This is a genomic window from Rhodococcus sp. SMB37, from assembly GCF_004345605.1.
In the GTDB taxonomy this organism is placed as follows: domain Bacteria; phylum Actinomycetota; class Actinomycetes; order Mycobacteriales; family Mycobacteriaceae; genus Rhodococcus.
In genome coordinates this window covers 19,005-43,287 of record NZ_SLVY01000025.1, presented here as the reverse complement: position 1 = coordinate 43,287, position 24,283 = coordinate 19,005, and the positions used below count along the sequence as shown (strand labels likewise).

Genomic DNA, 24,283 nt, shown 5'->3' with positions numbered 1-24,283 from the left:
ATGCGGAGCAGAGCCGCGCGGTTCGTCGCAGCGGCAACGACGGTGGTCGCGGCTGCCACGCTGACCGGGTGCGAGTGGAACGGGCTCAATTCCATCCCGATGCCCGGGGCTGCGGGACGCGGCGACGACGCGTACCAGGTTCAGATACGGATGCCGAATGTCACTACATTGACACAGAATTCGCCCGTCCGGATCGACGACGTGACGGTCGGTTCCATCGAGAACATCGAGGTCGAGAACTGGCATGCACTGGTGACGGTGTCGCTCGAGGGTTACGTCGCGTTGCCCGCCAACGCGACCGCCCGCATCGGGCAGACGTCGCTTCTCGGGTCGCAACATCTCGAACTCGCGGCACCGACCACCGAACCTCCCGAAGGCCGGCTCGAACCGGGGGACATCATCCCGATCGAGCGCGCGGGTGCGTATCCCACGACGGAACAGACCCTGTCCTCACTGTCGGTCGTGCTCAATGGTGGCGGCCTCGCCCAGATCAACGACATCACCACCGAGCTCAACGCGGCCCTCGTCGGCCGGGAGGGTTCGATTCGCGATCTGCTGCCGCGTCTCGACGAGCTCGTCTCCACTCTCGACACCCAACGTGAGGACATCGTGTCGGCGCTCGAGGGGATGGATCGACTCGCGTCCACGGTCAACAATCAGAACGAGACGCTCGTACGGGCGTTGGAGGAATTGCCCCCGGCTCTCGAGGTGCTCGCCGATCAGCGCCAGAATCTCACGTCGGCCGTGACCTCGCTGGGAGAGATGAGTACCGTTGCGAGCCGGCTCGTCGAGAACAGCGGCGACGATCTGAAGACGAACCTGCAGGCATTGTCTCCGACGCTGCGCGCGCTCGCCGACTCGGGCAGCGCATTGACCGAGGTACTCGGTGTGCTGCTGACCTACCCGTTCCCGCAGGCGGGGATCGACCAGGTCATCCGGGGTGACTATGCAAATCTCGCGATGACGATCGACCTGACACTCGATCGGCTCGACCTGAACTTCCTGACCGGAACTCCACTGGCCGGGCGACTGGCGGGCCCCGAAGGCATCCTCGGTACGGATGCCGGTCTCGCGGCGCAGGCGGTCGACCCCTTCCAGGCGCCGCTGGCACCGCCGCCCGCGGCGCCGCAGGGACCGGAGGGAACAGTGACGATCCCGGGTATCGGCGAGATCAAGATCCCGGGTCTGCCGTGGGAGGTACCAGCGCCATGATGCTCACCAGGTTCGTCCGCATCCAGCTCTCGATCTTCGCAGTACTCACCGTGATCGGGCTCGTGGTGATGTCGCTGATGTACGTGCGCCTTCCACAGCTGGTGGGTATCGGTCAGTACAACGTCACCGTCGAATTGGCATCGACCGGTGGTCTCTATCCGCATTCGAACGTGACGTACCGCGGGAACACCGTCGGCACCGTCAAGAGCGTGACGTTGTCGCCGGTGGGCGTCGACGCGGTGCTGTCCATCGATTCCGGCCAGAAGATTCCCGCCGACGTCGAGGCTGCGGTGCGCAGCGTGTCTGCGGTCGGTGAACAGTACGTCGATCTCGTGCCGCACGAGAATGGGTCGGCAGACGAGCACCTCGGCGACGGCGATGTGATTCCCCTCGATCGCACGACGGTGCCTCAGGAGGTCGGTGCACTGCTCGATCAGGCGGATGTCCTGCTCGCGAGTATCTCCGACACACGGTTGCAGACCGTCGTCGACGAGGCATTCGATGCGTTCAACGGGACGGGTCCGGAACTGCAGCAGCTGATCGACTCGACGCGCCTGTTCGTGCAGGAGGCATCGGCGAACTCCGGCGAAACACGTAGGCTCCTGGACGAAATCGGGCCCCTCCTGGACACTCAGGTGGTCACCAGCGAGTCGATCCGATCGTGGACCCGCGACATGGTGACCTTCACCGATCGGCTCCGCGAGAGTGATCCGGATCTGCGGGCACTCATGGAGAAGGGACCCGCGGCTGCTGCCGAGGCGGAAACCCTTCTGCAGGATCTGCGTCCGACTTTGCCTCTGCTCCTCGCCAACCTGGTGAGCGTCGGTGAAGTCGGGGTCATCTACAACGCGGGTATCGAACAGATCCTGGTGCTGTACCCACCGATGACGACCGCCCTGGTCACAGCTGCCGGCGGCGGACCGGCAGAAGACGGTGCGGTGGTCGACTTCCATCTGCAGTTGCACGACCCGCCGCCGTGCCTATCCGGTTTCGTGCCGCCCGACCAGTGGCGCAGCCCGGCGGATACATCGATGGTGGAGACACCCGACAACATCTTCTGCCAACTGCCGCAATCGGATCCGAACGCGGTGCGTGGAGCACGGAATGTACCGTGCATGGAGTACCCCGGTCGGCGGGCACCGACCCCCGAGATGTGCCGTACGGGTTACACGCCGGGCTATTCGGACAACCCGTGGCGCGGTGCCCCCACGCCGGTCGAATCGGAGAACGACATGCCGACGCCGGCGTCGTACACCGAGGGCGGTGCCGATGCGGCGCCCGCCGGCGTGACTGCGCGCCGGATCGATCCGGAAACGGGCACGTACCTTGGACCGGACGGCACTGTGTTCCGGCACACCGACCTCGGAGATGGGACGAGTTTGGAAACCTATATGAAGGCACAACAGGGCTGATGGCTGACGAGAACGAGAACCCCGGAGCGGGCAGCGCCGATGCGCGCAAGGTCGACCTGAGCAAAGCCGGGTCGAGCACGGGTGAGCAGAGCAATGACAGTGAGTCCGAGAAGCGTCCGGGCCCCGTTGCGGCCCCTCGGTGGGCGAGACTCGTGACCGTAGCCGCATCGGTACTGGTCGTCGGGCTCATCGCAGCGGGGGCGTGGTTGCTGTTCGAACGACAGTCCGCGGCCGACCGCAACGACCGTCGCGAAGAGTATCTGCAGGCTGCGCGACAGACCGTGCTGAATCTGACCAACATTCAGGCCGACACCGCCGATGCTGACGTCAAGCGACTCATGGAGGGCGCAACCGGCGACTTCAAGGCCGAGTTCGAAGGTCGTGAAGGGCCGTTCGTCGAGGTCGTGCAGCAGGCGGGCGTCACCACCACGGGTGAAGTGCTCGAGGCAGGCATCCAGAACGAGGACGGTTCGTGCACTGCGTCGCTGGTCGCGTCCCGCGCGATGGTGAGCAACGCAGAACAATCGGAACCGGAGCCCCGCGATTTCCGCCTCCGCGTCACGGTCTGTGACGAGGAAGGCCGTTTGCTGGCATCGAAGGTGGAGTTCGTGCCGTGAGCGATGATCGGAAGGAAGAACCCGTGACAGCTGCCGACACGGATGTCGAGAACAAGACGGATGCCGGGAACACCACACCGGCGGGGAGCGACACCGAGTCGTCGACATCGCGACTGCCGCTGATCGCAGGTGCACTCGGGGTGGTCGTGCTGGTGTTCGTGGTCCTCGTCGGATGGCTGGGGTACGGCACGATCCAGGACGCCGCCGCCGAGTCGGCCAGGACCGAGGCAGTGGCCGCGGCCGAGGAACAGGCCGTTGCGATGCTCGCCTACGATTTCGACAACGTCGATGAGCAGACCGCAGCTGCGGCCGACGGACTCACCGGCGACTTCCGTGACGAGTACATGAACCTGATGCAGAACATCATCGCGCCCGGAGCGAAAGAGAAGTCGATCAGCGTGCAGGTGAGTGTGCAGGCATCGTCGGTGGTGTCGGCCGACGCCGATCACGCAGTGACGCTGCTGTTCCTGAACCAGATCACCACCAGTTCCGAGAACCCGGAAGCCGTGAGCAGTGGGAGCCGGGTCCGTGTGGAACTCGAAAACCAGGACGGGCGCTGGCTCGTGAACCGGTTGACTCCCATCTAGAACGCGAGGTCAGTTCGGCTCGCCGGTCTCCGCAGGGGCGACCAGCGCGGGACCGGCGGCGCCCTCGTGCGCGAGAGCGTCGAGGAACGCACGAGCCCACCGATCCACGTCGTGGGTCAGAACCTGGCGACGAAGGGCTCGCATCCGCTTGCGGCCCTCCTCGCGAGTTTGCGTCAGCGCGGCCTCGAGCTTGTCCTTGACGTCCTCGAGGTCGTGCGGGTTGCACTGGTATGCCTGCTTCAGCTCCTCAGCGGCACCGGTGAATTCGCTGAGGACGAGCGCTCCACCCAGGTCGCTGCGGCACGCGACGTATTCCTTGGCGACGAGGTTCATTCCGTCGCGCAGGGGAGTCACGAGCATCGCGTCGGCTGCGACGAAGAACGCGATCAGCTCTTCGCGGGGGACCGGGCGGTGGATGTAGTGCACTACCGGTCGGCCGACTTCCGCGTACTCGCCGTTGATGCGACTGACGACCATCTCGATCTCGCCGCGCATCTGCACGTAGGATTCGACTCGTTCACGGCTCGGTGTCGCGAGCTGCACCATGACGGTATCGGTCGGGTCGACGCGGCCTTCGGCGATAAGTTCTCGAAGCGCATCGAGCCGGAGGTCGATTCCCTTGGTGTAATCGAGCCGGTCGACGCCCAGCAGGATCTTCGCAGGGTTGCCGAGCTCCTTACGGAGGGCCCTGGCGCGTGCACGGATCGATCTGCTCCGGGACTGCTCGTCCAACGCTCCGGATGCGATCGAGATCGGGAAGGCCCCCACACGGACGGTGCGGAACCCGACCTGCACCACACCGAGTTTGGAACGCACACCGACTGTCCCGCGGGACGTTTGGTGTCCGGCGAGGCGGCGGGCGAGGTAGAGGAAGTTCGTTGCGCCTCCCGCGAGGTGGAACCCGATGAGATCGGCGCCGAGAAGGCCTTCGACGATCTCGGTACGCCACGGCATCTGCATGAACAGTTCGACCGGCGGGAACGGGATGTGGAGGAAGAACCCGATGGTGAGATCGGGCCGCAGCATGCGGAGCATCTTCGGGACCAGCTGGAGCTGATAGTCCTGGATCCACACCGTCGCGCCGGGCGCGGAAGCCTTCGCCGTTGCTTCGGCGAATCGCCGATTCACCTCGACGTAGGAGTTCCACCACTCACGGCGATACTCCGGGCGCACGATGACATCGTGGTATAGCGGCCACAGGGTCGCGTTGGAGAAACCTTCGTAATAGTCGGCGATCTCGTCGGCGCTGAGTGGCACGGGATGCAGGACCATGTCGTCTTCGACGATCGGGTCGATATCCGCATCCGCGACACCCGCCCAGCCCACCCATGCGCCGCGGTTACTGCGCAGGATCGGCTCCAGCGCGGTGACGAGACCACCCGGACTGCGCTTCCAGCGGGTGGAGCCGTCCGGGAGCCGTTCGAGGTCGACCGGGAGGCGGTTCGCGACGACCACGAAGTCCGATTCGGTGAACGTGTCGGAATCTTTGCGCGGGTCCGCCTCGCCGGTCGTCACATCGTGTCCTCTCCGCCTACGGATCGTTGGTTCAGTTCTTGTCGAGCGGGCCGATGCCGAGCATCGACAGGAGCATGCGGCACTCGTCCGCATCCTCGGCGTATGCGGCGACGACGCGCTGCGCCTGGCGTGCGGTTTCGTCGGCGAGGGGTTCGAGATCCTCGTCCACGATGTCTTTCGCCGTGGGTTCCGCGGCCATGATTGTCCTCCCGGGGTGACTGCTGTGAGCAGGCGCTCTACCCGACTCTATGAGAATCGGACGCGTCGACGCCACCCGCCTTGCGCTGGATCGAGTCAGGTGCGTGGAGGCGTGGGGCGACGAGCCATCACGGTACGGTGTAGCGGGGGTTGCGCCACGTGTCGAGATGTGGCGCTGTTCGCTATTCGCCGAGGAAGGTTTTCATGCCCATCGCCACCATCAACGGAATCCCACTGAATTACCAGGTCAAGGGTTCCGGCGACCTGGTCGTCCTGATCATGGGGACCGGTAGCCCGGGCCGCGTGTGGGATCTGCATCAGGTTCCCGCTCTGGTGAAGGAGGGATATCGCGTCGCGACGTTCGACAATCGCGGCATCGCGCCGTCGGGGGAGAGTCTCGGTGGTATCACCATCGAGGACATGGTCAAGGACACCGCAGGCCTGATCGAGCTGCTCGGAGGCCCGGCGCACGTCGTCGGAACGTCCATGGGTTCGCGCGTAGCGCAGGAACTCGCGCTTGCCCGGCCGGATCTGGTGCGGAAGGCCGTTTTCCTCGCGGGGCATGCTCGGATGGACCGATTCCAGATCACGCTGACCGAGGGTGAGCGTCAGCTGTACGACAGCGGAGTGGAACTGCCTGCGAAGTACAAGGCTGCGCTCACCGCGGTGATGAACCTGTCGCCTGCGTCGCTGGCCGACGAGAACACCGCCCGCGACTGGCTCGACGTGTTCGAATTCAGTGGTGGTCGCGCAGCGCCCGGTGTGCGCGCCCAACTGGGGATGGATCGCGAATTCGATCGCCGTGCCGCCTACCGGGCGGTGCGGGTGCCGTGCCTCGCGGTCGGTTTCGCCGACGACCGGATGATTCCGTCGTACCTGTCGCGTGAGGTCGCCGATGCGATTCCGAATGCCCGATACGAGGAGATCCCGGATGCCGGGCATTACGGGTACCTCGAGCGTCCGGAGGCCGTGAACAAACTTCTGCTGGACTTCTTGGCCGACTAGGGCTTGGTAGCGCCTCGAAGGCGTGGTGCGAGCGCGGCGGAATCCCCTGGGGTTCCGCCGCGCTCGTGCTGTTTCGGGCCTTTCGGGCATTTCGGCAGGGGCAGCGGACGCGGCCGAACGAGGATCCCCACAGAGGGGACTTCGCTTGGTACGCTCCCCCAACCAAGGTTAGCCTGAGCTTTGTCCAGGGGTGTTGAAGCGAGCCGGCTGCGGGCATCCTGCCCCCGACTACGGAAGTTGAGTGATGATCGACCGATCCAGCACATTCACCGGTCAATCGGAGGTGCAGGGCGACCCGCACGGGGAAGTCTTCGACCTCGTCGGTATCGGTTTCGGACCCGCGAATCTGGCGTTGGCCATCGCGATCGAGGAACACAACGACACCTCTCCGGGCAACGAGGTTCGCGCCTGTTTCTTCGAGCGTCGTACCGAGTTCGGGTGGCATCCCGGAATGCTCCTCGAAGGCTCGACCATGCAGATCGCCTTCCCCAAGGATCTGGTCACCTTCCGTAATCCGACCAGCAGTTACAGCTTTTTCTCCTACCTTCATGAGCACGACCGGCTCGTCGACTTCGTCAATCATCAGACGTTCTTCCCCACCAGGCTCGAGTTCCAGGACTACCTGCAGTGGGCTGCCCGACGGGTCGGTACCGACGTGCGCTACGGCACCGACATCGTGTCTGTCGAGCCGTTGCACAACGCGCGGGGGAGCGCCGACCTGTTCGCGATCCGCTCTGCGGACGGCAGTGTTGTCCATGCTCGGACGGTCGTGATGGGTGTCGGCCTTCGGGCTCGCGTTCCCGGCTGGGCGACCGAGTCTGCGCGCTGCTTCCACAACCACGACTTCCTGTTCCATCTCGAGGAGATGCCCTCCCCGGTTCACCAGCGGTTCGTCGTGGTCGGCGCCGGTCAGAGCGCTGCCGAGGTGGTGCAGTACCTGCACACCAACTACCCGCAGGCCGAGGTCCACAACGTCTTCGGCCGGTTCGGCTACAGCCCCGCCGACGACAGCCCCTACGCCAACCGGATCTTCGACCCCGCAGTGGTCGACGAACTGCACGCCGCCCCGGTCGAGGAGCGCGAGCGTCTCCTCACACTGCACAAGAGCACCAACTATGCGGTCGTGGCGCCCGAACTGATCGAAGCGCTGTACGCAGCCGAGTACCGCGAACGGGTGCGCGGGCCGCGCCGCCTGTTCATGCGTCGTGCATCCGAGGTCCTCGCAACCGAGGAGACCGCCGCGGGCATCGACGTGGAGATTCGTAACAACCTGGACGGCCTGTCCGACACTCTGAAGTGCGACGCCGTCGTCCTCGCGACCGGCTTCGAGCCGGCATCGCTCGGCTCGATACTCGGAGACCTCGCATGGGACACCCCGGTGCCGCCGGTGGCACGCGACTATCGTCTGGATCTGCCGGCCGATGTCGCGGCCGACGTGTACCTGCTGGGAGGGACGGAGAAGACTCACGGTTTGACTGCGTCGCTATTGTCGAACGCGGCCGTTCGGGCAGGAGAGGTTCTCACGTCGGTCCTCGAACGCCGACTACGGAAGCAATCGGTGGAGCAGGCTGAGCAATCGGTGGAGCACGCAGGGACCGGTGAGCTTGATAGAATACCGAACCAGCACACCTACGCAACAAGTGAGGCGAGATGAGCACGAATCCATTTGACGACGAAGACGGCCGCTTCTACGTTCTCGTGAACGACGAGGAGCAGTACTCGCTGTGGCCGACCTTCGCCGAGGTCCCGCAGGGGTGGCGGGTGGTATTCGGCGAAGAGTCGCGCGCCGCTTGCGTCGAGTACGTCGAGCAGAACTGGACCGATATGCGTCCGAAGAGCCTGCGCGACGCGATGGAGGCCGACGAAAAGGCACGCCAGGGCAGCGCCTAGAAACTTCTTCTACATCCGACGAGAGTCACGCAGCCGACGAAATCGCTGCGTGACTCTCGTCTTTTGTGTAGGGATCGGAGCGGTGGTGGAGATCGGTGACGTCGGGAGTGGTCCGGTGCCCTCGATTATGGGCAGGGGAGCGGTGCCGTCGATGACCGGAATCGGTCCGGTCGTCGCGGTGGCACTCGGTCGATCTTCGGCTTCCTCCATGGCGGTGCGGGACCCGGTCCGGCGCATCTGCGGGCGGCGCAGCCCGCTCGCGGCGCCCCCGAGGAGGACACGAGGATGACGCGTCGTCCGGGCGAGCCACTCACCGAGGGTCACCCCGGCGGCGAGGGCACATCCGATGCCGAACGCCGAGAACAGAGCCGTCATGCCGCTGGTGACTTCGTTGCGCAGCATCGCGTACAGACCCCGGTACAGAGCCAGACCCGGCAAGAGGGGAGTGATACCGGCGACGGCAACGACGAGCGGTGGGATCAGAGCGCGGCGGGCCATCAGACCACCGGCGAAGCCGATCACCGTCGCGGCGATCGCGGACGACACGATCGGCCCGAGGCTCAGCCCCAGAGACAGCTGATAGACGAGGGCGCCCGCAGCGCCGGCGAGCGCGGCCACCGTCAAGGCCCGGCGCTCCGCATAACAGGCCAGTGCATAGAACAGCGCGGCCGCCGCACCCGCAGTGACCTTCGTCGGCAGCTGCGCCAGATCGGGTAGCGGGGCATAGGTGATCAGGGGGAGTTCGGCCCCGAACACCTCGGCGATCCGCAGCGTCGTCGCGACACCCGCGATGATTCCGCCGGTCATCATCAGCAATTCGAAGAACCGCGCCGACGCAGTGATCGGCGCGCCCGTGATGGCGTCCTGCACGGAACCCACGAGAGAGAGGCCGGACAGCAGCACGGTGACACCCGCCGCGATGATCAGTCCCGGCGAGATCTCGAAACCGAGCGTTTCGCGGAACCCGTACAACGTGATGGCCGGGGCCGTCGCGATGATGCCGCCCACCACGTGCTGGAAGAAGAAGGGCAACCCCGCAGCGTTGAGAAGCCGGTTGGCGCGGTCGATCACGAATGTCGATCCGAAGGCCACCAATGCGACGAGGAACCCGCCGCCGAGCAGCACGGAGATCGCCGCGGCCATGCCCGACCACGCGACTGTCGCAACCCAGCGGTTGTAGGGGTGGGGCGCGCTGGTGAGCGCCATGAGTTCCTCGTGGGCCTGCGCCGGTGAGATTGCGTCGCGCCGGATCCTCCGGGTGAGACGATCGACCGCTGCCAGTCGAGTGAAGTCCATCGATCGGTACTGCACCACGCGCATGGTGCTGGCCGGGGGCATCGTCTGCCCACGATAGGCCGACAGCACGATCGAGTTGTAGGTGACGTCGACATCGCACTGGGCCAGACCGTAGGTGGCGGCGACGAACCGTACCTGCTCGGAAGTGTCGATCGCGCCGGTGCCCGCTGCGAGCAGGACTTCCCCCACGCGAACTGCGACGTCCAGCGCCTCGGCGACCACTGCGTCGTCCGTCAGGTCGATCGGCTGGAGTGGCGCGGGTGCGGCAGTGACCGCGTCGATGGTCGCGCGTCGTTTGCCGAAGATCAGGTTGGCGGCGCCATTGAGGAAATTCACCGGCGACCGTCCACTACGAATCCGTGGCAGGCAGGGGTGAAACGCATGAGTTCTACGGTAGCCAAACCGGGTGGGTGTGCGTCGTGAGTGTGACGCACTATATGATGGGCCGCGCTTGAAAATGCCTCCTTAGCTCAGTGGTAGAGCACTCGCCTTGTAAGCGAGCGGTCGTCAGTTCAATCCTGACAGGGGGCTCCACGCGAAACGTGGGTCGGGGCCGCTTCTCCGCCGAGGAGCGGCCCCTTCCGTTTTCTTTTTGCAGGATGCCCGGCCATCGTGCATGACGTGTCTCGGCGCGCGTGCCCAGCGCTTGCTTGTGTGAGGACCCTGGATCCCGTGCGGGAGGTTTGTCCGCATGGTCCTTCTCGTGTTGTCGGGGTTCCTCAAATTTCTTCGCACCTTTGGTGAACGTCTCCGACGGTGCAGTCGCAACTCACGAACTGTCCGGTCGATATGGCACAGTGCGGCGCAGCCGGAATCCGACCACGCCTGGATGGGGGACGTGCATGAGAGTTGTTCGACGGACGGTGCTCGCGGCCACAGTGGCAGCGACGGCCACGCTCGGAGTTTCGACCGGGCAAGCCGCTGCAACACCCACAATGGACACGATCGTCAACGGAATCCTGTCGATCACACCGCTTTGTCAGGGCACGATCGACGAGTTGATCATCGCCTGCACCGAGCTGGAGAACCTGACCCCACGTTTTCCGGTGATGCTCGACGTGAACCCGGTCGGCACCCACCTCGTGGTTCTCGGGGCAGGGCTGACCGAGGACGGCAGGATTCAGCCTGTGCTCGAGCAACGACTCGAAGCGGCTCTCCGCGCGGCGGAGCGCTATCCGACGGCGCCGATCGTCGTCACCGGAGGAGTGCCACGTGACGGCATCACCGAGGCCGGGGCGATGAAGGAATGGCTGGTATCACGGGGAATTCCGCCAGAGCGGATCATCGAAGAGCCCGAGTCGACCTCCACTGTGGAGAACGCGCGGTTCACCAACGACGTGCTGCTCGAGCGTCGCGCAACGGGAGCCGTGCTGGTCACCAACCGTGACCACCTCGAGCGTGCGATGATCAATTTCCGTCAGGCCGTCGACGCCAGGATTCCGGTGGCGGGGATCGTCGCTGCCTGAGTAGGTCAGGCGGGGGCGATTTCCAGATCGTCGTCGTCGACGAACACCAGACGCCCGTCGTCGAGCGCGACCGCCCACCGTCGGATCGGTGCCCAGTCGCGCCCGAGGTCTGCGCCCACTACCTGCTGGGTACTGCCGTAATCCTCCACGATCTTGCCGGGTGTCGATCTCGCTTCGGCAACCCCGGCTCTGACGATCACGGCAGTACCCACTGACAACTGCGGCGATGAATTCGACGTCGGACCGGCCATGTTCGGATCATGCCATCTCGAGGCGGGCTTGTCGGGGCGAAAGCGCGTACTCGAGCGGCGACGGATTCACCGTAGCGCGAGTTTCTCCCGTGCTTGGGCAGCGAAATCCTGCTCGACCATCAGGTCGTACCGGCTGGCCTCGATGCTCTTGCGCGAGATGAAGTCGCGTCGGCCACCCGTGCTGTAGTGGGCGACGAAGCCGAGTGCGCCGCCCCACAGCGCCCCGAACGCGATGCCGACGAAGACGGGCCCGGCGACGGTGCTCGCGGGAAGGAAAACAGCGAGCAGAAGTCCGAAGAGCAGGCCCGTCCACACGCCCACACCCGCACCTTTGGCGGTGGAGAGCGCCGTGGTCATCCGGCCTTCGACTTGTTCGACCGTGGTGACGCCCTGGCCCACGACCCGTAGGTACTCGACCGGGAATCCTTCGTCGGACAGGTGGTCGATCGCGCGTTCCACTGCGTCGTATGTGCGATAGCTCTCGAGAAGTGTCTCCGAATCGAAGTTGTATCCCGGAGTCGGTGCATAGATCTCTGTCATGGGCAGCCCTCGAAACTGAACAATTGGAAAAACGATACGCTCAGCGTAGCGTATCGTTTCGTAGTGTTTGATTTCGGGGTGTGTTCTTCCGCAGACTCGATGCATATGCGGGGAACACTCGCCCTAGGAGGGATGGACATGGTTGTCGATGCCGACGTGGAACCCGCGTCCGTATCGCCGCGACGTTCCGTCAAGTCGCGCGCCGGAACGGACTCGAGAATTCTGGGTGCGGTGCTCGCGATCCTGCGCGCTCACGGCCCGAACCGTGTCACTGTGGAGTCCGTCGCCGCATTGTCCGGTGTCGCGAAGACCACCATCTACCGTCGGTATGCCAACCGCGACGAACTGCTGGAGGCAGCGCTCGACTCGCAGTCCGCGGCGCCGCGCATGCCCGACGGGCTCTGCGTGTACGACCGGGTGAAGTGGACCCTCGACCTGCTCCGAGTGGCCCTGTCCAGCGATATCGGTATGGGTAGCGTCAGCGCGGTCCTGACCGACCAGGACCCCGACTTCACCGAATCGTTCCGCGACATCATCAACAATCGCAGCCAGGTCGCGGCAGAAGTTCTCCGTGCCGCCGTCGACGCCGGCGCACTCCGCGCGGACCTCGACATCGACACCGCGGTGTCCACGCTCGTCGGGTCGTACCTCGGCGCCTACCTGCGACACGGACGAGTCGACGAGACCTGGGCCGACGAAGTGGTGCACATGGTGTGCCCGGGGCTCGAGCCCGGCAGTGCTGCAGACTGACACCGGCGTGCCCCAGCAGTGCGTGGTGGCCGTCGTCGGATCCCTCAACCTCGACCTCACTGCGCTCGTGACGCGTGCCCCCGAGGACGGGGAGACGGTGCTGGGCCGGAGTCTGTCGACCCATCCCGGCGGAAAAGGTGCCAATCAGGCGATCGGAGCTGCCAGGCTCGCCGCGACGGCAATCATCGGAGCCGTCGGAAACGACGATGCCGCCCACGTCCTGCGCGCTGCTCAGCGAGCAGCGGGTGTCGACACGCGCCACCTGACCGAACTCGACGACGCGACAGGTCGCGCGATCGTCGTTCTGGCGGAGGACGGGAACAATCGGATCATCGTGATCGGCGGTGCGAACGGTCTGCTGGACCCTGCGTACGTCACCGAAGCTCTCGACGATCTCGATCCGGCCGCCGTCCTCACCCAGCTCGAACTACCACCGTCGGTGACCCGCGCGGCGGCGCACTGGACGCGGGATCGTGCGCGCAGGTTCATTCTGAACCCCAGTCCGACGGCGCCGGTCGAACCGGAGATCCTCCGGGTGGCGAACCCGTTGGTCGTCAACGAGCACGAGGCCTCCTACTACGCGGATGCAGATCCGGACACCGGCATCGACGTCACCGTCGCGCGGTTGCTCGACAAGGTTCCGGCCGTGGTGGTGACACGAGGCGGCGACGACGTCGTGATCGGCACGGCGGACGGCGTCGAACACATCCCGGTACCGCACGTCGATGTGGTCGACACGACCGGTGCGGGCGACCATTTTGCGGGCACGCTCGCGGCTCTGCTCGGCGCCGGGGTGTCGCTGCGCGATGCCACGATGCGCGCGGCCGCAGATGCGGCACAACTCGTGGCGCTGCGTCGGGACCAGCGCTGAGGGCCGACTACGCCGGAGAGCTGACGGCCGCGACTACGACGGCGGCAGCAGTTCTCCCTTGCTGCTGCGTAGCCACCGCCCGGGCAGCTTGCCTGCGAGGTCGCCCAATGGGCCGACCGCGCTGCGGAGTAGCTCGACGGTTTCCTGCAGGGTGTCGACGCTCTCGTTCATCCGGACTATGCCAGGGGTGAGGCTCGCGAGGGTCTCGGACAGCGACACGATCTGATCGAGCGGGCCACCCTCGGCGAGCAATCGCTCCAGCGCGCCCCGCTCGGCCAGCAGCACGTCGAGCGTGCCGCCTTCGGCGAGTGCGCGTTCCATGACCCCACCGGGGCGGAGTGCAGTATCGACCAAACCGCCGGGCGCGGTGAGGCGCTCGACCGCGCCGTCCTGTGCCAGCAGTCGTTCGAGCGGGCCGTCGGGCGCGGTGATGCGGTCGAGGAGTCCACCCTCGGACAGGAGTCGGTCCAGGGCTCCGTCGTCGGCGAGTACCCGGTCGAGTGCGCCGCCGGGAACGGTCAGCCGGTCGAGCGCTCCTCCAGGCTCGAGGAGGCGTTCGAGTGGGCCGCCGGGGGCGGTGAGCCGATCCACTGGACCACCGGTCGCGAGGAGTCGGTCGAGCGGTCCGCCGGGGCGGAGGGCCTGCCCGAGCCCGCGATCGTCTGCGGTCAACCGCGACACCTGCTGCAGTAACCCGATCGAGTCTCGGGTGTCGTTCAGTCCGACCGCGCCCAGCGCCGAATAGGTCGCCGGCGACACCGCGATGCGTATCGTGCCGATGACCGTTTCGGCGACGAGCAGCGCGGAATCTGCCGCGGCCAGACCGACTCGCAGCGGCATCGAGAGCGCGGACCCCAATTTCACGGGTTCACTGTAACCCGAGACACACAGGAATCATGTCGGTGATCAGTGCAGGATCTTCAGGCCCACCACACATGCGACGATCCCGACGATCAAGAGGATTTTGACGACCGATGCGGCTTCGGTGCCCGTGACCATCGCATAACCGACGGTCAGCGCCGCGCCGATGCCGACCCATACCGCGTACGACGTGCCGACGGGAAGGGTGCGCATTGCATAGGCCAGTCCGGCCATGCTCACTGTCAGCGCAACGAGAAAGACGATGCTGGGGGTGAGTCGGGTGAAACCTGCCGATTTACCCAACGCTGTGGCCCATACCGCTTCGAGGACCCCGGACACTACGAGGACGATCCATGCCATGACGACAACTCCTGCACCGTCTTGTCGCTGGCCGGGTACGGTGCGCTCGTCCGGGAGACCGGCATGCGGTCACCATCGCTCCAGGCTAGGAAATGAGATCGACGGCGGCAAGGATTCGGTGGGCAATCTCACCGCATGCGGCTCCCAGGAAGTTCACAGCGAACTTCCAGCGGGACTCCAGGGGTGGACGCGACAATATGCACGTGACAGACAAGCCCGAAGCCCGCATCCTGATCGTCGACGACGAGCCGACCATCGTCGAACTGCTGTCGGTGAGCCTGAAGTTCCAGGGGTTCGAGGTCGAGACTGCCTCGAGTGGCACGGAAGGCCTCGACAAAGCCCGCCGCTTCCGTCCCGATGCGGTGATCCTCGACGTCATGATGCCCGGCATGGACGGGTTCGGGATGTTGCGGCGCCTGCGCGCCGACGGCATAGACGCACCGGTCCTCTTTCTCACCGCAAAGGATGCTGTGGAGGACAAGGTGTCGGGGCTGACACTCGGAGCCGACGACTATGTGACCAAGCCCTTCAGCCTCGAAGAGGTCATCGCGCGGTTGCGCACGATCCTGCGCCGCGCGGGAAAGGTCTCGGAGTCAGAGCGATCGGCACGCATCACGTTCGCCGACATCGAACTCGACGACGACACCCATGAGGTGTTCAAAGCAGGACAGCCGGTCTCGCTGTCTCCCACCGAGTTCACGTTGCTGCGTTATTTCATGGTCAACGCAGGCACGGTGCTGAGCAAACCCCGGATCCTGGAACACGTGTGGAACTACGACTTCGGGGGAGAGGTGGGTGTCGTGGAGTCCTACGTGTCGTATCTGCGACGCAAAGTCGACACCGGTGACACTCCGCTGATCCATACCTTGCGGGGCGTCGGTTACGTGATGCGTGAGCCACGGGCGTGAGCACCCGGCCTGCCGGCATGTCTCGTTCGCTCCCGCGACTGCATGCGGTGCCGCTGCGGCTGAAGCTGGTCGCGGCTCTGGTCCTGCTCGCGGGACTGGGATTGCTGGCATCGGGGTTCGCTGTGACCTCGGCGTTCGAGACGTCGATGATCTCTCGTCTCGACCGAGACCTGCACGACGCCGCACAGACCTGGGCGAAACCACTCGGCGCCCGCCCCTTACCTCCACTGCCACAGACCGTGGAAGCAGGCCGCCCGCCGAGCCCCTTCTATGTCCGTCTCACCGATGCCGACGGCGAGATCCGGTTACTGATCAACGACCAGTCGGAGTCTCCGGAGCTGCTGCCGATACCGGACGCCGGGCTCACCACAGTGGGCTCGACCGACGGATCCGACGTCGAATGGAGGGTACTGACGACAAGCGACCGGGACGGCGGCACCACCACGGTTGCACTGACGTTGTCGGAAACCGAGGATCTCGTCGGCCGACTCATCGTGCTGCAACTCGTGATCGGCGGGATTGTGCTCGTGCTTCTCGGCGTTGCCGGATATTTCGCCGTTCGGCGCAGCCTGCGCCCGCTGCAGGAGGTCGAACGTACGACGGCCGCGATTGCCGCCGGTGACCTGAGTGAACGTGTCCCGGAATCGGATCCGAGAACAGAGGTGGGGGGTCTGTCCGTCGCACTCAACACGATGCTCGCCCGGATCCAGGAGGCGTTCACCGCCACCGAGGCGTCGGAGGAGTCGGCCAGGCGCTCGGAGGAACGGATGCGCAGGTTCGTCGCCGACGCGAGTCACGAACTGCGCACGCCGCTCACGACGATCCGAGGATTCGCCGAACTGTACAAGCAGGGTGCGAGCAACGATACGGACATGATGATGGGCCGCATCGAGAGCGAATCGCGTCGCATGGGCGTACTTGTCGAGGATCTGCTGATGCTTGCACGCCTCGACGCGCAACGCCCGCTCGAGCACAAGCCCGTGGACCTGCTCGCGATCGCTGCTGACACCGTGCACGGCGCGAGGGTCGTCGCGCCGGACCGCACCATCGACCTCGAGGTCCTGGACGGGCCGGGCACACCGGAGGTGCTGGGGGATGATGTCCGGTTGCGTCAGGTCCTCGGCAATCTGGTGACCAACGCACTGACCCACACGCCGGCCGACGCATCCGTGACGGTCCGGGTGGGCACGGTCGACACCGACGCAGTGCTCGAAGTCGCCGATACCGGGCAAGGGCTGTCGGAGGTCGACCGGGAGCGTGTGTTCGAGCGCTTCTACCGCACCGACAGCTCTCGTTCGCGCAGCGGAGGTACCGGTGGCGGCAGCGGCCTGGGACTGTCCATCGTGGCGGCCCTGGTCGCGGCGCACGGCGGGACCGTCGACGTCGACAGCATCCCGGGGCAGGGCTCGACCTTCCGCGTGCGGATTCCGCGCCTGCACCCGGAGTGAGACACTCGGCCTGCTCTACCGATCTCGGTGAGAGTGCTCCATCGTTTCGCGGTGGAGATGAATCACCGTTACGCAGGGCGACGTTGAGACGTCACGTATTCGGCAATCACCGACAATGGGGCGCCGCCCGCAGTCCCGCAGTAGTAGGAGCGGGACCATAAATGCCCGCCCCACAGGTACCGGGAAAGGTGCTCCGCGTGATCGCGCCGCAAGTGCCGCGATGACACGCCTTTGAGTGAATTCACCAGCTTCGACAGCTGCACGGTGGCGGGGAAGTCGACGAGCAGATGCACGTGGTCATCCTCGCCGTTGAACTCCCGCAGTTCGCAGCCGAAGTCCGCGCAGACTCTCCGCATGATCTTCTCGCAGTCCACCAAGATCGGTCCGGTGAACGCGCCCCGGCGGAACTTTGTGACGAACACCAAATGTGCATGACAATCCCAGACAGCATGTCTACCACGTCTGACAAGGTCGAAATCAGTCATGACACCAATGCAATCGTGCTGGTGTGTTGAAGCGATACCGCTACCGCGCCTACCCCACAGGGGAGCAGCAGCACGCGCTGTCTCAACTGTTCGGGTGCTGCCGGGTCGTGTTCAACGATGCACTCGCCGCGAGGGAATCTGCCCGCAGGGCGTGCCGGCCGATCCCGAGTAAGGGTGAGTTGTCGGCGGCGCTGACCGCCGCGAAAACAACTCCCGAACGGGCGTGGCTGGCGGAGGTGTCGTCGGTGCCGTTGCAGCAGTCGCTGGCGGATCTGCATCGCGCGTACGCGAACTTCTTCGATTCTCGTACCGGCAAACGTAAAGGCCGCAAGGTCGGTGCGCCGCGGTTCAAGAAGCGGACACATCGCCAGTCTGCTCGTTTCACCCGTAACGCGGGTGTCGGTGTCCTCGAGCCGGGCGGTGGTAGCGGGTTTGTGCGGTTGCCGAAGATCGGGCGTGTGCGGTACGAGTCGTCGCGGCCGTTGCCGGTGGACCCGTCGAGTGTGACGGTGATCCGGGAGGCCGACGGTCGGCACTATGTGTCCTTCGTGGTCGACGAGCCCGTGCCTGTTGTAGTTCTCCCTGAGTCGGCGTCAGCCCGATGCGCGGGCATTGACGTCGGCCTCACTGACCTTGCGGTGATCGTCTACGACGACGGTACTCGCGAGAAGATCGACAATCCTCGCTGGTTGCGGTCGAAGGAGCGAGGATTGGCCCGTGCGCAGCGGGCATACTCACGCACCATGAAGGGGTCGAGGAATCGGGACAAGGCGCGTCGGAGGGTGGCGGTGACGCACCGGAAGGTGCGTGAGACGCGGTGGGATCATCACCACAAGCTGGCCTTGAGGTTGGTCCGCGAGAACCAAGCGGTCGCGCTCGAGGGGTTGTCGGTGGCGGGTTTGGCGCGCACGAGGGTGGCCAAGTCGGTGCACGATGCCGGCTGGTCGACCCTGACGCGGTTGATCGTGGAGAAAGCCGCACGGTATGGCGCGGTGGTGCACACGATCGGCCGGTGGGAACCGACGTCGCAGGTATGCGCGGGGTGCGGGGTGCAGGACGGGAAGAAGCCGTTGGATGTGCGGGTGTGGGTGTGCCCGTCGTGTGGGTTGGTGTTGGATCGGGACTACAACGCTGCTGTGAATGTGTTGCTCGCCGCTGGGCTGGTGGAGAGGGTAAACGCTTGTGGAGGGAGCGTAAGACGTGTGCTTGCATGCGCGGACCCGGTGAAGCAGGAACCCGCTGAACAGACCGCACCATCTGGTGGGGCTGCGTAGGAATCCTCCGCGTTGACGCGGGGGAGGAAGTCAAACTGCGTCTCGCATCGTGCCGATTCGGTAGGACAGGTAGGGAGAAAGATGGGGATAACGGATTTCGTGTCGAACGCCGCCCGCAACGCGTGGTCGTTGTTCGTGGCGGACGGTGTCGCCGAGCCGCACCGGACACCGTCGGTCGTGGTCGGCGACGGTCCGCACCGGACGCTGCGTCGCTTCGGCCCCGAGGACGCCGGCGACCCCGTGCTGCTCGTGACGCCACTCGCAGCGTCGCCGACCTGCTTCGACCTGATGCCGGAGCAGAGCTTGGCGGCGTACCTCGTGGGGCTCGGCCGCAGTGTCTTCCTCATCGAGTACGGGGAGATGACCGATGACGACCGCGACCTCGGTCTCGAATACTGGATCGACGACGTGCTACCCGAGGCAATTCATCGTGTCGCGGAACTGTCGGGTGGGCGCAAGGTCGACATCGTCGCGTGGAGCATCGCGGGAAGTCTGACACTGCTGACCTCGGCGGCCCACCCGGAGCTACCGGTCCGCTCGATCACCACGTTCGGGACACCGATCGACTACGAGAAAATTCCGCTGATGGTTCTCCCGCGCTTGGCGGGCAGATATCTCGCGGAGCCGGCGATCGACGTCGCCGACCATCTTTTCGGCGGGATTCCTGCACCTGTAGTGCGGATTGCTTACCGCATCACCGCGATCGAACGCGAGGTGAGGCGGCCGTGGTTCGTCGCCGCCAATATCGCCGACCGCGAGAAGCTCGCGCGAATGGAGCGCGTCGACCGGTTCCAGAACGAGATCGAGGGCTACGCAGGCCGGGCATTCCGTCAGCTTGCGGTGCAGGTGACCGTGGGCAACGAACTGACGACCGGACGGCTCCAGCTGGGTGGTCGCGTCGTCGAACTGGCCGATGTCGACGTCCCCGTGCTGGCGCTCGGCGGCACCGACGACGTTCTCGCTCCGATTCCGTCGGTCGAGCCGGTCACGTCGGTACTCACCGGGGCGCCACGAGTACGGTGCGTACGCGTCCCGGGCACTCACCTCGGGATACTCGCGGGAACGACGGCGCCCGCCACGTCGTGGGTGGAGCTGACCGCGTTCCTCGACAATCCCCTCGGCGACGGTCCGGACGGCGCGGGACCGGTGCTGGCCGCCGCCGGTGAGTCGGAGTCGACTGCATCGGAGACCCGGGCCCACTGATGTTCCGCCTCCGACGCGGCTTCAGTCGGGGACGTGGTCTCCGTGCCCCTGTTCGCGCAGTGCCGCCCGGATCCGGTCGCGGGCACGGTCGAGCGACTCGGCCGACGGGTCCTTCTCTGCCTGTGAGAAATCGAAGTCGCCGAGCGTGTGCGCGGGGAACACGTGAAGGTGCAGGTGGGGGACCTCGAGGCCGGCGATCACCAGCCCGACGCGCGGTGCTTCGTACGCGGCGCACACTGCTCGGCCGACGACGCGGGCGACATGGTTGACCTTGTCCCAGAGGTTGTCGTCGACGTCTTGCCAGTGGTCCACCTCCTGTCGCGGAACGACGAGGACATGCCCTTCGGTCAGGGGATTGATGGTGAGGAACGAGACGACGTCGTCGTCCTCCCACACGAACCGACCTGGCAGGTCACCGGAAATGATCATGCTGAACACGGAAGCCATACCGGCACAATAGGCCGATCACAGCTGCTCGGCGACATCTGCCGCGGCGAGTGAGAGGACCAGTAACGGGACGACCTTCGCAGGTGGGATGTGGTAGCGGTTGCGGGACTGCTGTTCGACGACATGTGCAGCCGAAAGTGTCCTCAGGTGGTGATAGAGGCGGCCGGGGGACGACAGGGCCGTCGCTTCCTGCAATTCCCCAGCAGTGGCAGGCCCCCGCAGCAGGGTCCGCACGATCGCGAGCCGGGCGGGGTTGCCGAGCGCATCGAGGACCGCCGCGATCGCGGACCCATCCAGACCGAGGGTGGCGGCAGCGTCGTATTCGATGGTCCACGACACGGTGCCGGACAACGACACGGTGCCCTGATAGCCGATGCTGCCTGCCGCCCCAGGTGATGCCGAGGCCGGGCTCTCTTCGGGCGCGGCGCTGTTCTCGAGGAGGCGGACGCGCCGTTCGAGGTCGGCGATGCGGGCCTCGTGGCTGCCGGTCGGGCGGTCGTTCACACAGCGCACCGTATCCGATCGAGGATCTCGGGCTCGGTCATCGCCGCGAACATCAGACCTTGGTGCGCGAAGCTTCCGAGCGCGGCCGTGTAGTCGGCTTCGGTCATGTTCGACGTCAGTATCACCGCGGTCGCGACGGTGCCGTCGGCCAGTCGCAGACTCATTGCCTCGGTGAGTATCCCGGGCAGACTTCCGCCCTTGAATCCGAGACCCTCGGCGCCGGGAGGTGCGGGCTGCCATTCCAGGTGACCGCGAGCGAAGTCCGCTCCGCTCCCGAACGACCCGTCGGCGATCGCCCGATGGATGCCCGCAAGCCGGTCGGCGGCTCCCGCGTTGTCGTCTCGTTGGATCCGGTCCATTTCGCCGAACGGGTCGTCGGGCAACACATCGGGTTGCTGCACGAGTTCGAGGATCTCGGTGCGGAAGCCGGGATCGTTCGCGTAGCGCTGCGCGGTGTCCCACAGGCCGGCGGCGGTGTCTTCGGGTGCGATGAATTCGAGCGTATTGCCGAGCAGAGTCGGCGGTTCGAAGTCGTCCCAGCCGCCCTGAGCGGCAGCTGCCGTCAGCGCGTCGTCGCCGAGTCGATCGCGCAAGTAGTCGGGTGCGGCGTTGTCGCTCTCCTGGATCATCGCGGTGACCAGGTCGTCGAGGGTGACCGTGCCCTCGGCGGTGACTCCGAGGCGTTGCAGTGCGGCCGGGTGTGCGCCGCCGTCCGTGTCCGGGAGGTACCAGCGTTCCCACTCGGAGACGGGAATCTGTTCGGCGGGGTCGAGGTTGCCGTCTGCAACGGCCTGCGCATACGCGGCAAGGTGGACGACCTTGACTGCCGACGCGAGTGGCTGTGGGTCGTCGGCGCCGTGCGCGACGACATTCCCGTTCCCGTCGTCGATGACGAGACCGATCGAGTCGGGGTGTTCGGCGAGGTACCCGATCCAGCCTTCGGGACTCGTCACGTCGGCGGCAGGGAGGGAAGCGCAGTCGTCGGTGGTGGTCGTGGCGGTTGCCGTGTCGTCTTCAGGCGGTGCGTCGGTGCACCCCGTGAGTGTCAGGGCGGTCGCGGCGGCAAGTGCGGCGAGGGCCTTCGTCGACATGTCTGCTCCGTAAGTTCGTAATTTCGGAATTTCGGATTAACGATAGGTGTGGCGGAGGAGCGTGTCCAGCCCGCCGGGCCGGTCGGTCGTATCGTCACGTCCATGAACGGGCCCGGATCCGCACGTGTCGGTACACAGCGTGCGCTCATCGACGAGCTCGTGACCGAGGTTCTGGCTCCGCTACCGGAGGACCGCCGGACGATCGTGGGGCTGTGCGGACCGCCCGGATCCGGGAAGAGCCGTGCGGCCGGGCTGCTCGTCGGTGCGCTCACCCGCGCGGGAATCGAAACGGGTCTGGCGCCGATGGACGGGTTCCACCTGTCCAACGCCCAGCTCGACGCGCGCGGCGCACGCGGGCGCAAGGGGGCACCCGACACTTTCGACGTGGCGGGATTCCGCGAACTGCTCCGGCGCATGCGACTGCGCCGCGACGAAACTGTCTACGCCCCCGACTTCTCGCGCAGACTCGACGACCCCGTGGCTGCGGTGCACGCCATCGAACCGTCTGCCCGCGTCGTGGTCACCGAAGGGAACTACCTGCTGTTCGACACCGGGGGCTGGCAGGAGATTCGTCCGCTTCTCGATCTTGTGATCTACCTCGATGTGGCTGCCGGGACGCTGACTCCGCGGCTGGTCCGCCGGCATCGCATGGGTGGCCGTGCTCGGACGCAGGCCCACGACTGGGTCCGCGAGGTCGATCTGCCCAACGCGACCGCCGTCGCTCGCACCCGTGGCCGTGCCGATCTCGTGTGGAGCCCCGTCCCGTAGTCTGTCCTGCGTGCGCGTACTCGTTATCGGCTCCGGTGCCCGTGAACATGCTCTCGCCCTGGCTCTGTCCCGGGATCCGGGTGTGACGGCCGTTCTGGCTGCTCCGGGCAACGCCGGCATCGCGAAGGTCGCCGAGCAGCATCCGGTGGATCCTTCGTCCGCCGACGAGGTCGTCGCGCTCGCGAAGAGCAAGCAGGTCGATCTCGTCGTAATCGGTCCCGAGGTCCCGCTGGTGCTCGGCGTCGCCGAGGCCGTGCGTGACGCGGGTATCCCGTGCTTCGGCCCGTCCGCCGCCGCTGCCCGCATCGAGGGTTCGAAGGCTTTTGCGAAGGACGTCATGGCCGCCGCAGGTGTGCGCACGGCACACAGTGAGGTCGTCGACACTCCCGCGATCATCGACGAGGCCCTCGATCGGTTCGGCCCGACCTGGGTGGTCAAGGACGACGGTCTTGCCGCGGGCAAGGGTGTCGTGGTGACCACCGACCGGGACGCCGCCCGCGATCACGCAGCGGAGATCATCGAGAACGGGCACCCCGTACTGCTGGAGTCGTTCCTCGACGGACCCGAGGTATCGCTGTTCTGCTTGGTCGACGGCGAGACCGTGGTGCCGCTGCTTCCTGCACAGGATCACAAGCGCGTCGGCGACGGCGACCTCGGCCCCAACACCGGCGGCATGGGCGCGTACACACCGCTTCCGTGGCTGCCCGCAGACGCCGTCGCGCAGATCGTCGACGACGTCGTCAAGCCGGTCGCTGCCGAACTCGTGCGTCGCGGTAGCGGATTCTCCGGCCTGCTCTACGCGGGCCTGGCCATGGGTAAGGAAGGTCCCGCGGTCGTCGAATTCAACTGCCGTTTCGGGGATCCCGAGACGCAGGCCGTGCTCGCGCTGCTGGAATCCCCGCTCGGTGAAGTGCTGGGTGCGGTCGCGAAGGGCACTCTCGCGCAGCTGCCTCCGCTGCAGTGGCGCGACGGCGCCGCGGTGACGGTCGTGCTGGCAGCGGAGTACTACCCGGCGAGTCCCCGGACGGGCGACGTGATCAGCGGTGCCGACAGCGACAAGGTCCTCCACGCGGGTACGAAGCGCGGCGACGACGGCGCGCTCGTGTCGGCCGGCGGTCGTGTGCTGAGCGTCGTCGGGGTGGGCGACGATCTCGAGGCGGCACGTGCGGACGCGTACGCGACCCTGAACGACATCAGGCTCCTGGGCGGCCATTTCCGCAAGGACATCGGCCTCGCTGCGGTCGAGGGGCGAATCACGCTCTGACTTGATACCGCGTGGCAAACCTTGCGCCTGCTTCAAGAATGTTTCACACTCGGTGCATCT

At 65.9% G+C, this 24,283-nt stretch carries 27 protein-coding genes, 1 tRNA gene and 1 riboswitch; of the genes, 17 read left to right on the top strand and 11 right to left on the bottom strand.

Annotated features, from left to right (window positions below; all coding sequences use genetic code 11):
* The 4 genes from EV641_RS27380 to EV641_RS27365 all read left to right on the top strand — a co-directional run bounded on the left by EV641_RS27380 (nucleotide 1) and on the right by EV641_RS27365 (nucleotide 3,828).
* Nucleotides 1-1,212 carry an MCE family protein gene (locus EV641_RS27380; protein WP_241997508.1) on the top strand — a complete coding sequence of 404 codons (1,212 nt, stop codon included), beginning with the start codon at nucleotides 1-3 and terminating at the stop codon, nucleotides 1,210-1,212.
* Nucleotides 1,209-2,624 (top strand): MlaD family protein, encoded by a 1,416-nt coding sequence (locus EV641_RS27375; RefSeq protein ID WP_132476403.1) that lies wholly within the window; start codon nucleotides 1,209-1,211, stop codon nucleotides 2,622-2,624. The genes EV641_RS27380 and EV641_RS27375 overlap by 4 nt, the downstream gene beginning before the upstream one ends.
* Nucleotides 2,624-3,241: a hypothetical protein gene (locus tag EV641_RS27370; RefSeq protein WP_241997503.1), complete on the top strand. Its 618-nt coding sequence runs from the start codon at nucleotides 2,624-2,626 to the stop codon at nucleotides 3,239-3,241. The genes EV641_RS27375 and EV641_RS27370 overlap by 1 nt, the downstream gene beginning before the upstream one ends.
* Before the next feature lie 113 nt (nucleotides 3,242-3,354).
* Nucleotides 3,355-3,828, top strand: a complete 474-nt coding sequence (locus tag EV641_RS27365) for a twin-arginine translocation pathway signal (RefSeq protein ID WP_241997507.1) — start codon at nucleotides 3,355-3,357, stop codon at nucleotides 3,826-3,828.
* Nucleotides 3,829-3,837: 9 nt separating this feature from the next.
* Here EV641_RS27365 and EV641_RS27360 read toward each other — a convergent pair whose 3' ends face one another.
* Together EV641_RS27360 and EV641_RS29580 are read right to left on the bottom strand one after the other, a co-directional pair.
* Nucleotides 3,838-5,343 (bottom strand): trehalose-6-phosphate synthase, encoded by a 1,506-nt coding sequence (locus tag EV641_RS27360; protein WP_241997502.1) that lies wholly within the window; start codon nucleotides 5,341-5,343, stop codon nucleotides 3,838-3,840.
* 31 nt (nucleotides 5,344-5,374) lie between these two features.
* Complete coding sequence (locus EV641_RS29580) at nucleotides 5,375-5,542, bottom strand: hypothetical protein (protein ID WP_199233406.1); 168 nt, start codon at nucleotides 5,540-5,542, stop codon at nucleotides 5,375-5,377.
* A gap of 203 nt (nucleotides 5,543-5,745) precedes the next feature.
* On the opposite strand from EV641_RS29580, the gene EV641_RS27355 reads away from it, so the two are divergent.
* The 3 genes from EV641_RS27355 (at nucleotide 5,746) to EV641_RS27345 (ending at nucleotide 8,436) form a co-directional block, all read left to right on the top strand.
* Nucleotides 5,746-6,546 (top strand): alpha/beta hydrolase, encoded by an 801-nt coding sequence (locus EV641_RS27355; RefSeq protein ID WP_132476397.1) that lies wholly within the window; start codon nucleotides 5,746-5,748, stop codon nucleotides 6,544-6,546.
* 244 nt (nucleotides 6,547-6,790) lie between these two features.
* Complete coding sequence (locus EV641_RS27350) at nucleotides 6,791-8,200, top strand: SidA/IucD/PvdA family monooxygenase (RefSeq protein ID WP_132476394.1); 1,410 nt, start codon at nucleotides 6,791-6,793, stop codon at nucleotides 8,198-8,200.
* The gene (locus EV641_RS27345; RefSeq protein WP_054805259.1) at nucleotides 8,197-8,436 is read left to right on the top strand and encodes an MbtH family protein; all 240 of its coding nucleotides are present in this window, start codon (nucleotides 8,197-8,199) and stop codon (nucleotides 8,434-8,436) included. The genes EV641_RS27350 and EV641_RS27345 overlap by 4 nt, the downstream gene beginning before the upstream one ends.
* Nucleotides 8,437-8,445: 9 nt before the next feature.
* On the opposite strand, the gene EV641_RS27340 is transcribed toward EV641_RS27345, so the two are convergent.
* Nucleotides 8,446-10,068, bottom strand: coding sequence for a threonine/serine exporter family protein (locus tag EV641_RS27340; protein ID WP_132476391.1), 1,623 nt, complete (start codon nucleotides 10,066-10,068; stop codon nucleotides 8,446-8,448).
* A gap of 123 nt (nucleotides 10,069-10,191) precedes the next feature.
* On the opposite strand from EV641_RS27340, the gene EV641_RS27335 reads away from it, so the two are divergent.
* Both EV641_RS27335 and EV641_RS27330 read left to right on the top strand, forming a co-directional pair.
* A tRNA-Thr gene (locus tag EV641_RS27335) sits at nucleotides 10,192-10,266 on the top strand.
* A gap of 308 nt (nucleotides 10,267-10,574) precedes the next feature.
* Complete coding sequence (locus tag EV641_RS27330; protein ID WP_054718626.1) at nucleotides 10,575-11,198, top strand: YdcF family protein; 624 nt, start codon at nucleotides 10,575-10,577, stop codon at nucleotides 11,196-11,198.
* Nucleotides 11,199-11,203: 5 nt separating this feature from the next.
* Here EV641_RS27330 and EV641_RS27325 read toward each other — a convergent pair whose 3' ends face one another.
* Both EV641_RS27325 and EV641_RS27320 read right to left on the bottom strand, forming a co-directional pair.
* On the bottom strand, nucleotides 11,204-11,449 hold the full coding sequence (locus EV641_RS27325) for a hypothetical protein (RefSeq protein WP_054718629.1): 246 nt from the start codon (nucleotides 11,447-11,449) through the stop codon (nucleotides 11,204-11,206).
* A 66-nt stretch (nucleotides 11,450-11,515) separates the two neighbouring features.
* Entirely contained in the window at nucleotides 11,516-11,989 is a 474-nt protein-coding gene (locus EV641_RS27320; protein WP_132476388.1) for a general stress protein, read from the bottom strand.
* Nucleotides 11,990-12,127: 138 nt separating this feature from the next.
* On the opposite strand from EV641_RS27320, the gene EV641_RS27315 reads away from it, so the two are divergent.
* Together EV641_RS27315 and EV641_RS27310 are read left to right on the top strand one after the other, a co-directional pair.
* Nucleotides 12,128-12,739, top strand: coding sequence for a TetR/AcrR family transcriptional regulator (locus tag EV641_RS27315; RefSeq protein WP_054718632.1), 612 nt, complete (start codon nucleotides 12,128-12,130; stop codon nucleotides 12,737-12,739).
* Entirely contained in the window at nucleotides 12,726-13,610 is an 885-nt protein-coding gene (locus tag EV641_RS27310; protein ID WP_241997501.1) for a ribokinase, read from the top strand. Before EV641_RS27315 ends, EV641_RS27310 begins: the two co-directional genes overlap by 14 nt.
* Nucleotides 13,611-13,643: 33 nt before the next feature.
* Here EV641_RS27310 and EV641_RS27305 read toward each other — a convergent pair whose 3' ends face one another.
* Both EV641_RS27305 and EV641_RS27300 read right to left on the bottom strand, forming a co-directional pair.
* On the bottom strand, nucleotides 13,644-14,474 hold the full coding sequence (locus tag EV641_RS27305) for an ABC transporter (protein WP_132476386.1): 831 nt from the start codon (nucleotides 14,472-14,474) through the stop codon (nucleotides 13,644-13,646).
* A gap of 42 nt (nucleotides 14,475-14,516) precedes the next feature.
* Entirely contained in the window at nucleotides 14,517-14,831 is a 315-nt protein-coding gene (locus EV641_RS27300) for an SMR family transporter (protein WP_132476383.1), read from the bottom strand.
* A 10-nt stretch (nucleotides 14,832-14,841) separates the two neighbouring features.
* A riboswitch (guanidine-III (ykkC-III) riboswitch) is annotated at nucleotides 14,842-14,907 on the bottom strand.
* Between the two features lie 127 nt (nucleotides 14,908-15,034).
* Between EV641_RS27300 and EV641_RS27295 the strand changes: the two genes are divergently transcribed.
* Both EV641_RS27295 and EV641_RS27290 read left to right on the top strand, forming a co-directional pair.
* The gene (locus tag EV641_RS27295; RefSeq protein WP_054719902.1) at nucleotides 15,035-15,739 is read left to right on the top strand and encodes a response regulator transcription factor; all 705 of its coding nucleotides are present in this window, start codon (nucleotides 15,035-15,037) and stop codon (nucleotides 15,737-15,739) included.
* Between the two features lie 17 nt (nucleotides 15,740-15,756).
* Entirely contained in the window at nucleotides 15,757-17,187 is a 1,431-nt protein-coding gene (locus EV641_RS27290; RefSeq protein WP_132476380.1) for a HAMP domain-containing sensor histidine kinase, read from the top strand.
* A gap of 68 nt (nucleotides 17,188-17,255) precedes the next feature.
* Here EV641_RS27290 and tnpA read toward each other — a convergent pair whose 3' ends face one another.
* On the bottom strand, nucleotides 17,256-17,672 hold the full coding sequence (gene tnpA / locus EV641_RS27285) for an IS200/IS605 family transposase (protein ID WP_132476377.1): 417 nt from the start codon (nucleotides 17,670-17,672) through the stop codon (nucleotides 17,256-17,258).
* Nucleotides 17,673-17,695: 23 nt separating this feature from the next.
* Between tnpA and EV641_RS27280 the strand changes: the two genes are divergently transcribed.
* Complete coding sequence (locus tag EV641_RS27280; RefSeq protein ID WP_241997500.1) at nucleotides 17,696-18,946, top strand: transposase; 1,251 nt, start codon at nucleotides 17,696-17,698, stop codon at nucleotides 18,944-18,946.
* Nucleotides 18,947-19,027: 81 nt separating this feature from the next.
* On the top strand, nucleotides 19,028-20,149 hold the full coding sequence (locus tag EV641_RS27275; protein WP_241997499.1) for an alpha/beta hydrolase: 1,122 nt from the start codon (nucleotides 19,028-19,030) through the stop codon (nucleotides 20,147-20,149).
* 21 nt (nucleotides 20,150-20,170) lie between these two features.
* Here the strand turns inward: EV641_RS27275 and EV641_RS27270 are convergent, their stop codons facing one another.
* Genes EV641_RS27270 through EV641_RS27260 form a run of 3 tightly spaced genes read right to left on the bottom strand, consistent with a single transcriptional unit; the run spans nucleotide 20,171 to nucleotide 22,191 of the window.
* Complete coding sequence (locus EV641_RS27270; RefSeq protein ID WP_054720579.1) at nucleotides 20,171-20,596, bottom strand: HIT family protein; 426 nt, start codon at nucleotides 20,594-20,596, stop codon at nucleotides 20,171-20,173.
* A gap of 18 nt (nucleotides 20,597-20,614) precedes the next feature.
* Nucleotides 20,615-21,100, bottom strand: coding sequence for a helix-turn-helix domain-containing protein (locus tag EV641_RS27265; protein WP_132476374.1), 486 nt, complete (start codon nucleotides 21,098-21,100; stop codon nucleotides 20,615-20,617).
* Nucleotides 21,097-22,191, bottom strand: a complete 1,095-nt coding sequence (locus EV641_RS27260; RefSeq protein WP_132476371.1) for a serine hydrolase — start codon at nucleotides 22,189-22,191, stop codon at nucleotides 21,097-21,099. Before EV641_RS27260 ends, EV641_RS27265 begins: the two co-directional genes overlap by 4 nt.
* A 102-nt stretch (nucleotides 22,192-22,293) precedes the next feature.
* Between EV641_RS27260 and EV641_RS27255 the strand changes: the two genes are divergently transcribed.
* Nucleotides 22,294-22,959: a nucleoside/nucleotide kinase family protein gene (locus EV641_RS27255; protein WP_054719887.1), complete on the top strand. Its 666-nt coding sequence runs from the start codon at nucleotides 22,294-22,296 to the stop codon at nucleotides 22,957-22,959.
* A 10-nt stretch (nucleotides 22,960-22,969) separates the two neighbouring features.
* Nucleotides 22,970-24,223 carry a phosphoribosylamine--glycine ligase gene (gene purD, locus EV641_RS27250; protein WP_132476368.1) on the top strand — a complete coding sequence of 418 codons (1,254 nt, stop codon included), beginning with the start codon at nucleotides 22,970-22,972 and terminating at the stop codon, nucleotides 24,221-24,223.
* Nucleotides 24,224-24,283: the final 60 nt, after the last annotated feature.

Bases quoted from the DNA above. Each gene is read 5' to 3' on its own strand.
- EV641_RS27375 (WP_132476403.1), top strand. From the start codon at position 1,209: ATGATGCTCACCAGGTTCGTCCGCATCCAGCTCTCGATCTTCGCAGTA.
- EV641_RS27330 (WP_054718626.1), top strand. From the start codon at position 10,575: ATGAGAGTTGTTCGACGGACGGTGCTCGCGGCCACAGTGGCAGCGACG.
- EV641_RS27320 (WP_132476388.1), bottom strand. From the start codon at position 11,989: ATGACAGAGATCTATGCACCGACTCCGGGATACAACTTCGATTCGGAG.
- EV641_RS27370 (WP_241997503.1), top strand. From the start codon at position 2,624: ATGGCTGACGAGAACGAGAACCCCGGAGCGGGCAGCGCCGATGCGCGC.
- tnpA (WP_132476377.1), bottom strand. From the start codon at position 17,672: ATGACTGATTTCGACCTTGTCAGACGTGGTAGACATGCTGTCTGGGAT.
- EV641_RS27260 (WP_132476371.1), bottom strand. From the start codon at position 22,191: ATGTCGACGAAGGCCCTCGCCGCACTTGCCGCCGCGACCGCCCTGACA.
- EV641_RS27315 (WP_054718632.1), top strand. From the start codon at position 12,128: ATGGTTGTCGATGCCGACGTGGAACCCGCGTCCGTATCGCCGCGACGT.
- EV641_RS27275 (WP_241997499.1), top strand. From the start codon at position 19,028: ATGGGGATAACGGATTTCGTGTCGAACGCCGCCCGCAACGCGTGGTCG.
- EV641_RS27355 (WP_132476397.1), top strand. From the start codon at position 5,746: ATGCCCATCGCCACCATCAACGGAATCCCACTGAATTACCAGGTCAAG.
- EV641_RS27345 (WP_054805259.1), top strand. From the start codon at position 8,197: ATGAGCACGAATCCATTTGACGACGAAGACGGCCGCTTCTACGTTCTC.
- EV641_RS27255 (WP_054719887.1), top strand. From the start codon at position 22,294: ATGAACGGGCCCGGATCCGCACGTGTCGGTACACAGCGTGCGCTCATC.
- EV641_RS29580 (WP_199233406.1), bottom strand. From the start codon at position 5,542: ATGGCCGCGGAACCCACGGCGAAAGACATCGTGGACGAGGATCTCGAA.
- EV641_RS27290 (WP_132476380.1), top strand. From the start codon at position 15,757: ATGTCTCGTTCGCTCCCGCGACTGCATGCGGTGCCGCTGCGGCTGAAG.
- EV641_RS27325 (WP_054718629.1), bottom strand. From the start codon at position 11,449: ATGGCCGGTCCGACGTCGAATTCATCGCCGCAGTTGTCAGTGGGTACT.
- EV641_RS27270 (WP_054720579.1), bottom strand. From the start codon at position 20,596: ATGGCTTCCGTGTTCAGCATGATCATTTCCGGTGACCTGCCAGGTCGG.
- EV641_RS27380 (WP_241997508.1), top strand. From the start codon at position 1: ATGCGGAGCAGAGCCGCGCGGTTCGTCGCAGCGGCAACGACGGTGGTC.
- EV641_RS27350 (WP_132476394.1), top strand. From the start codon at position 6,791: ATGATCGACCGATCCAGCACATTCACCGGTCAATCGGAGGTGCAGGGC.
- EV641_RS27300 (WP_132476383.1), bottom strand. From the start codon at position 14,831: ATGGCATGGATCGTCCTCGTAGTGTCCGGGGTCCTCGAAGCGGTATGG.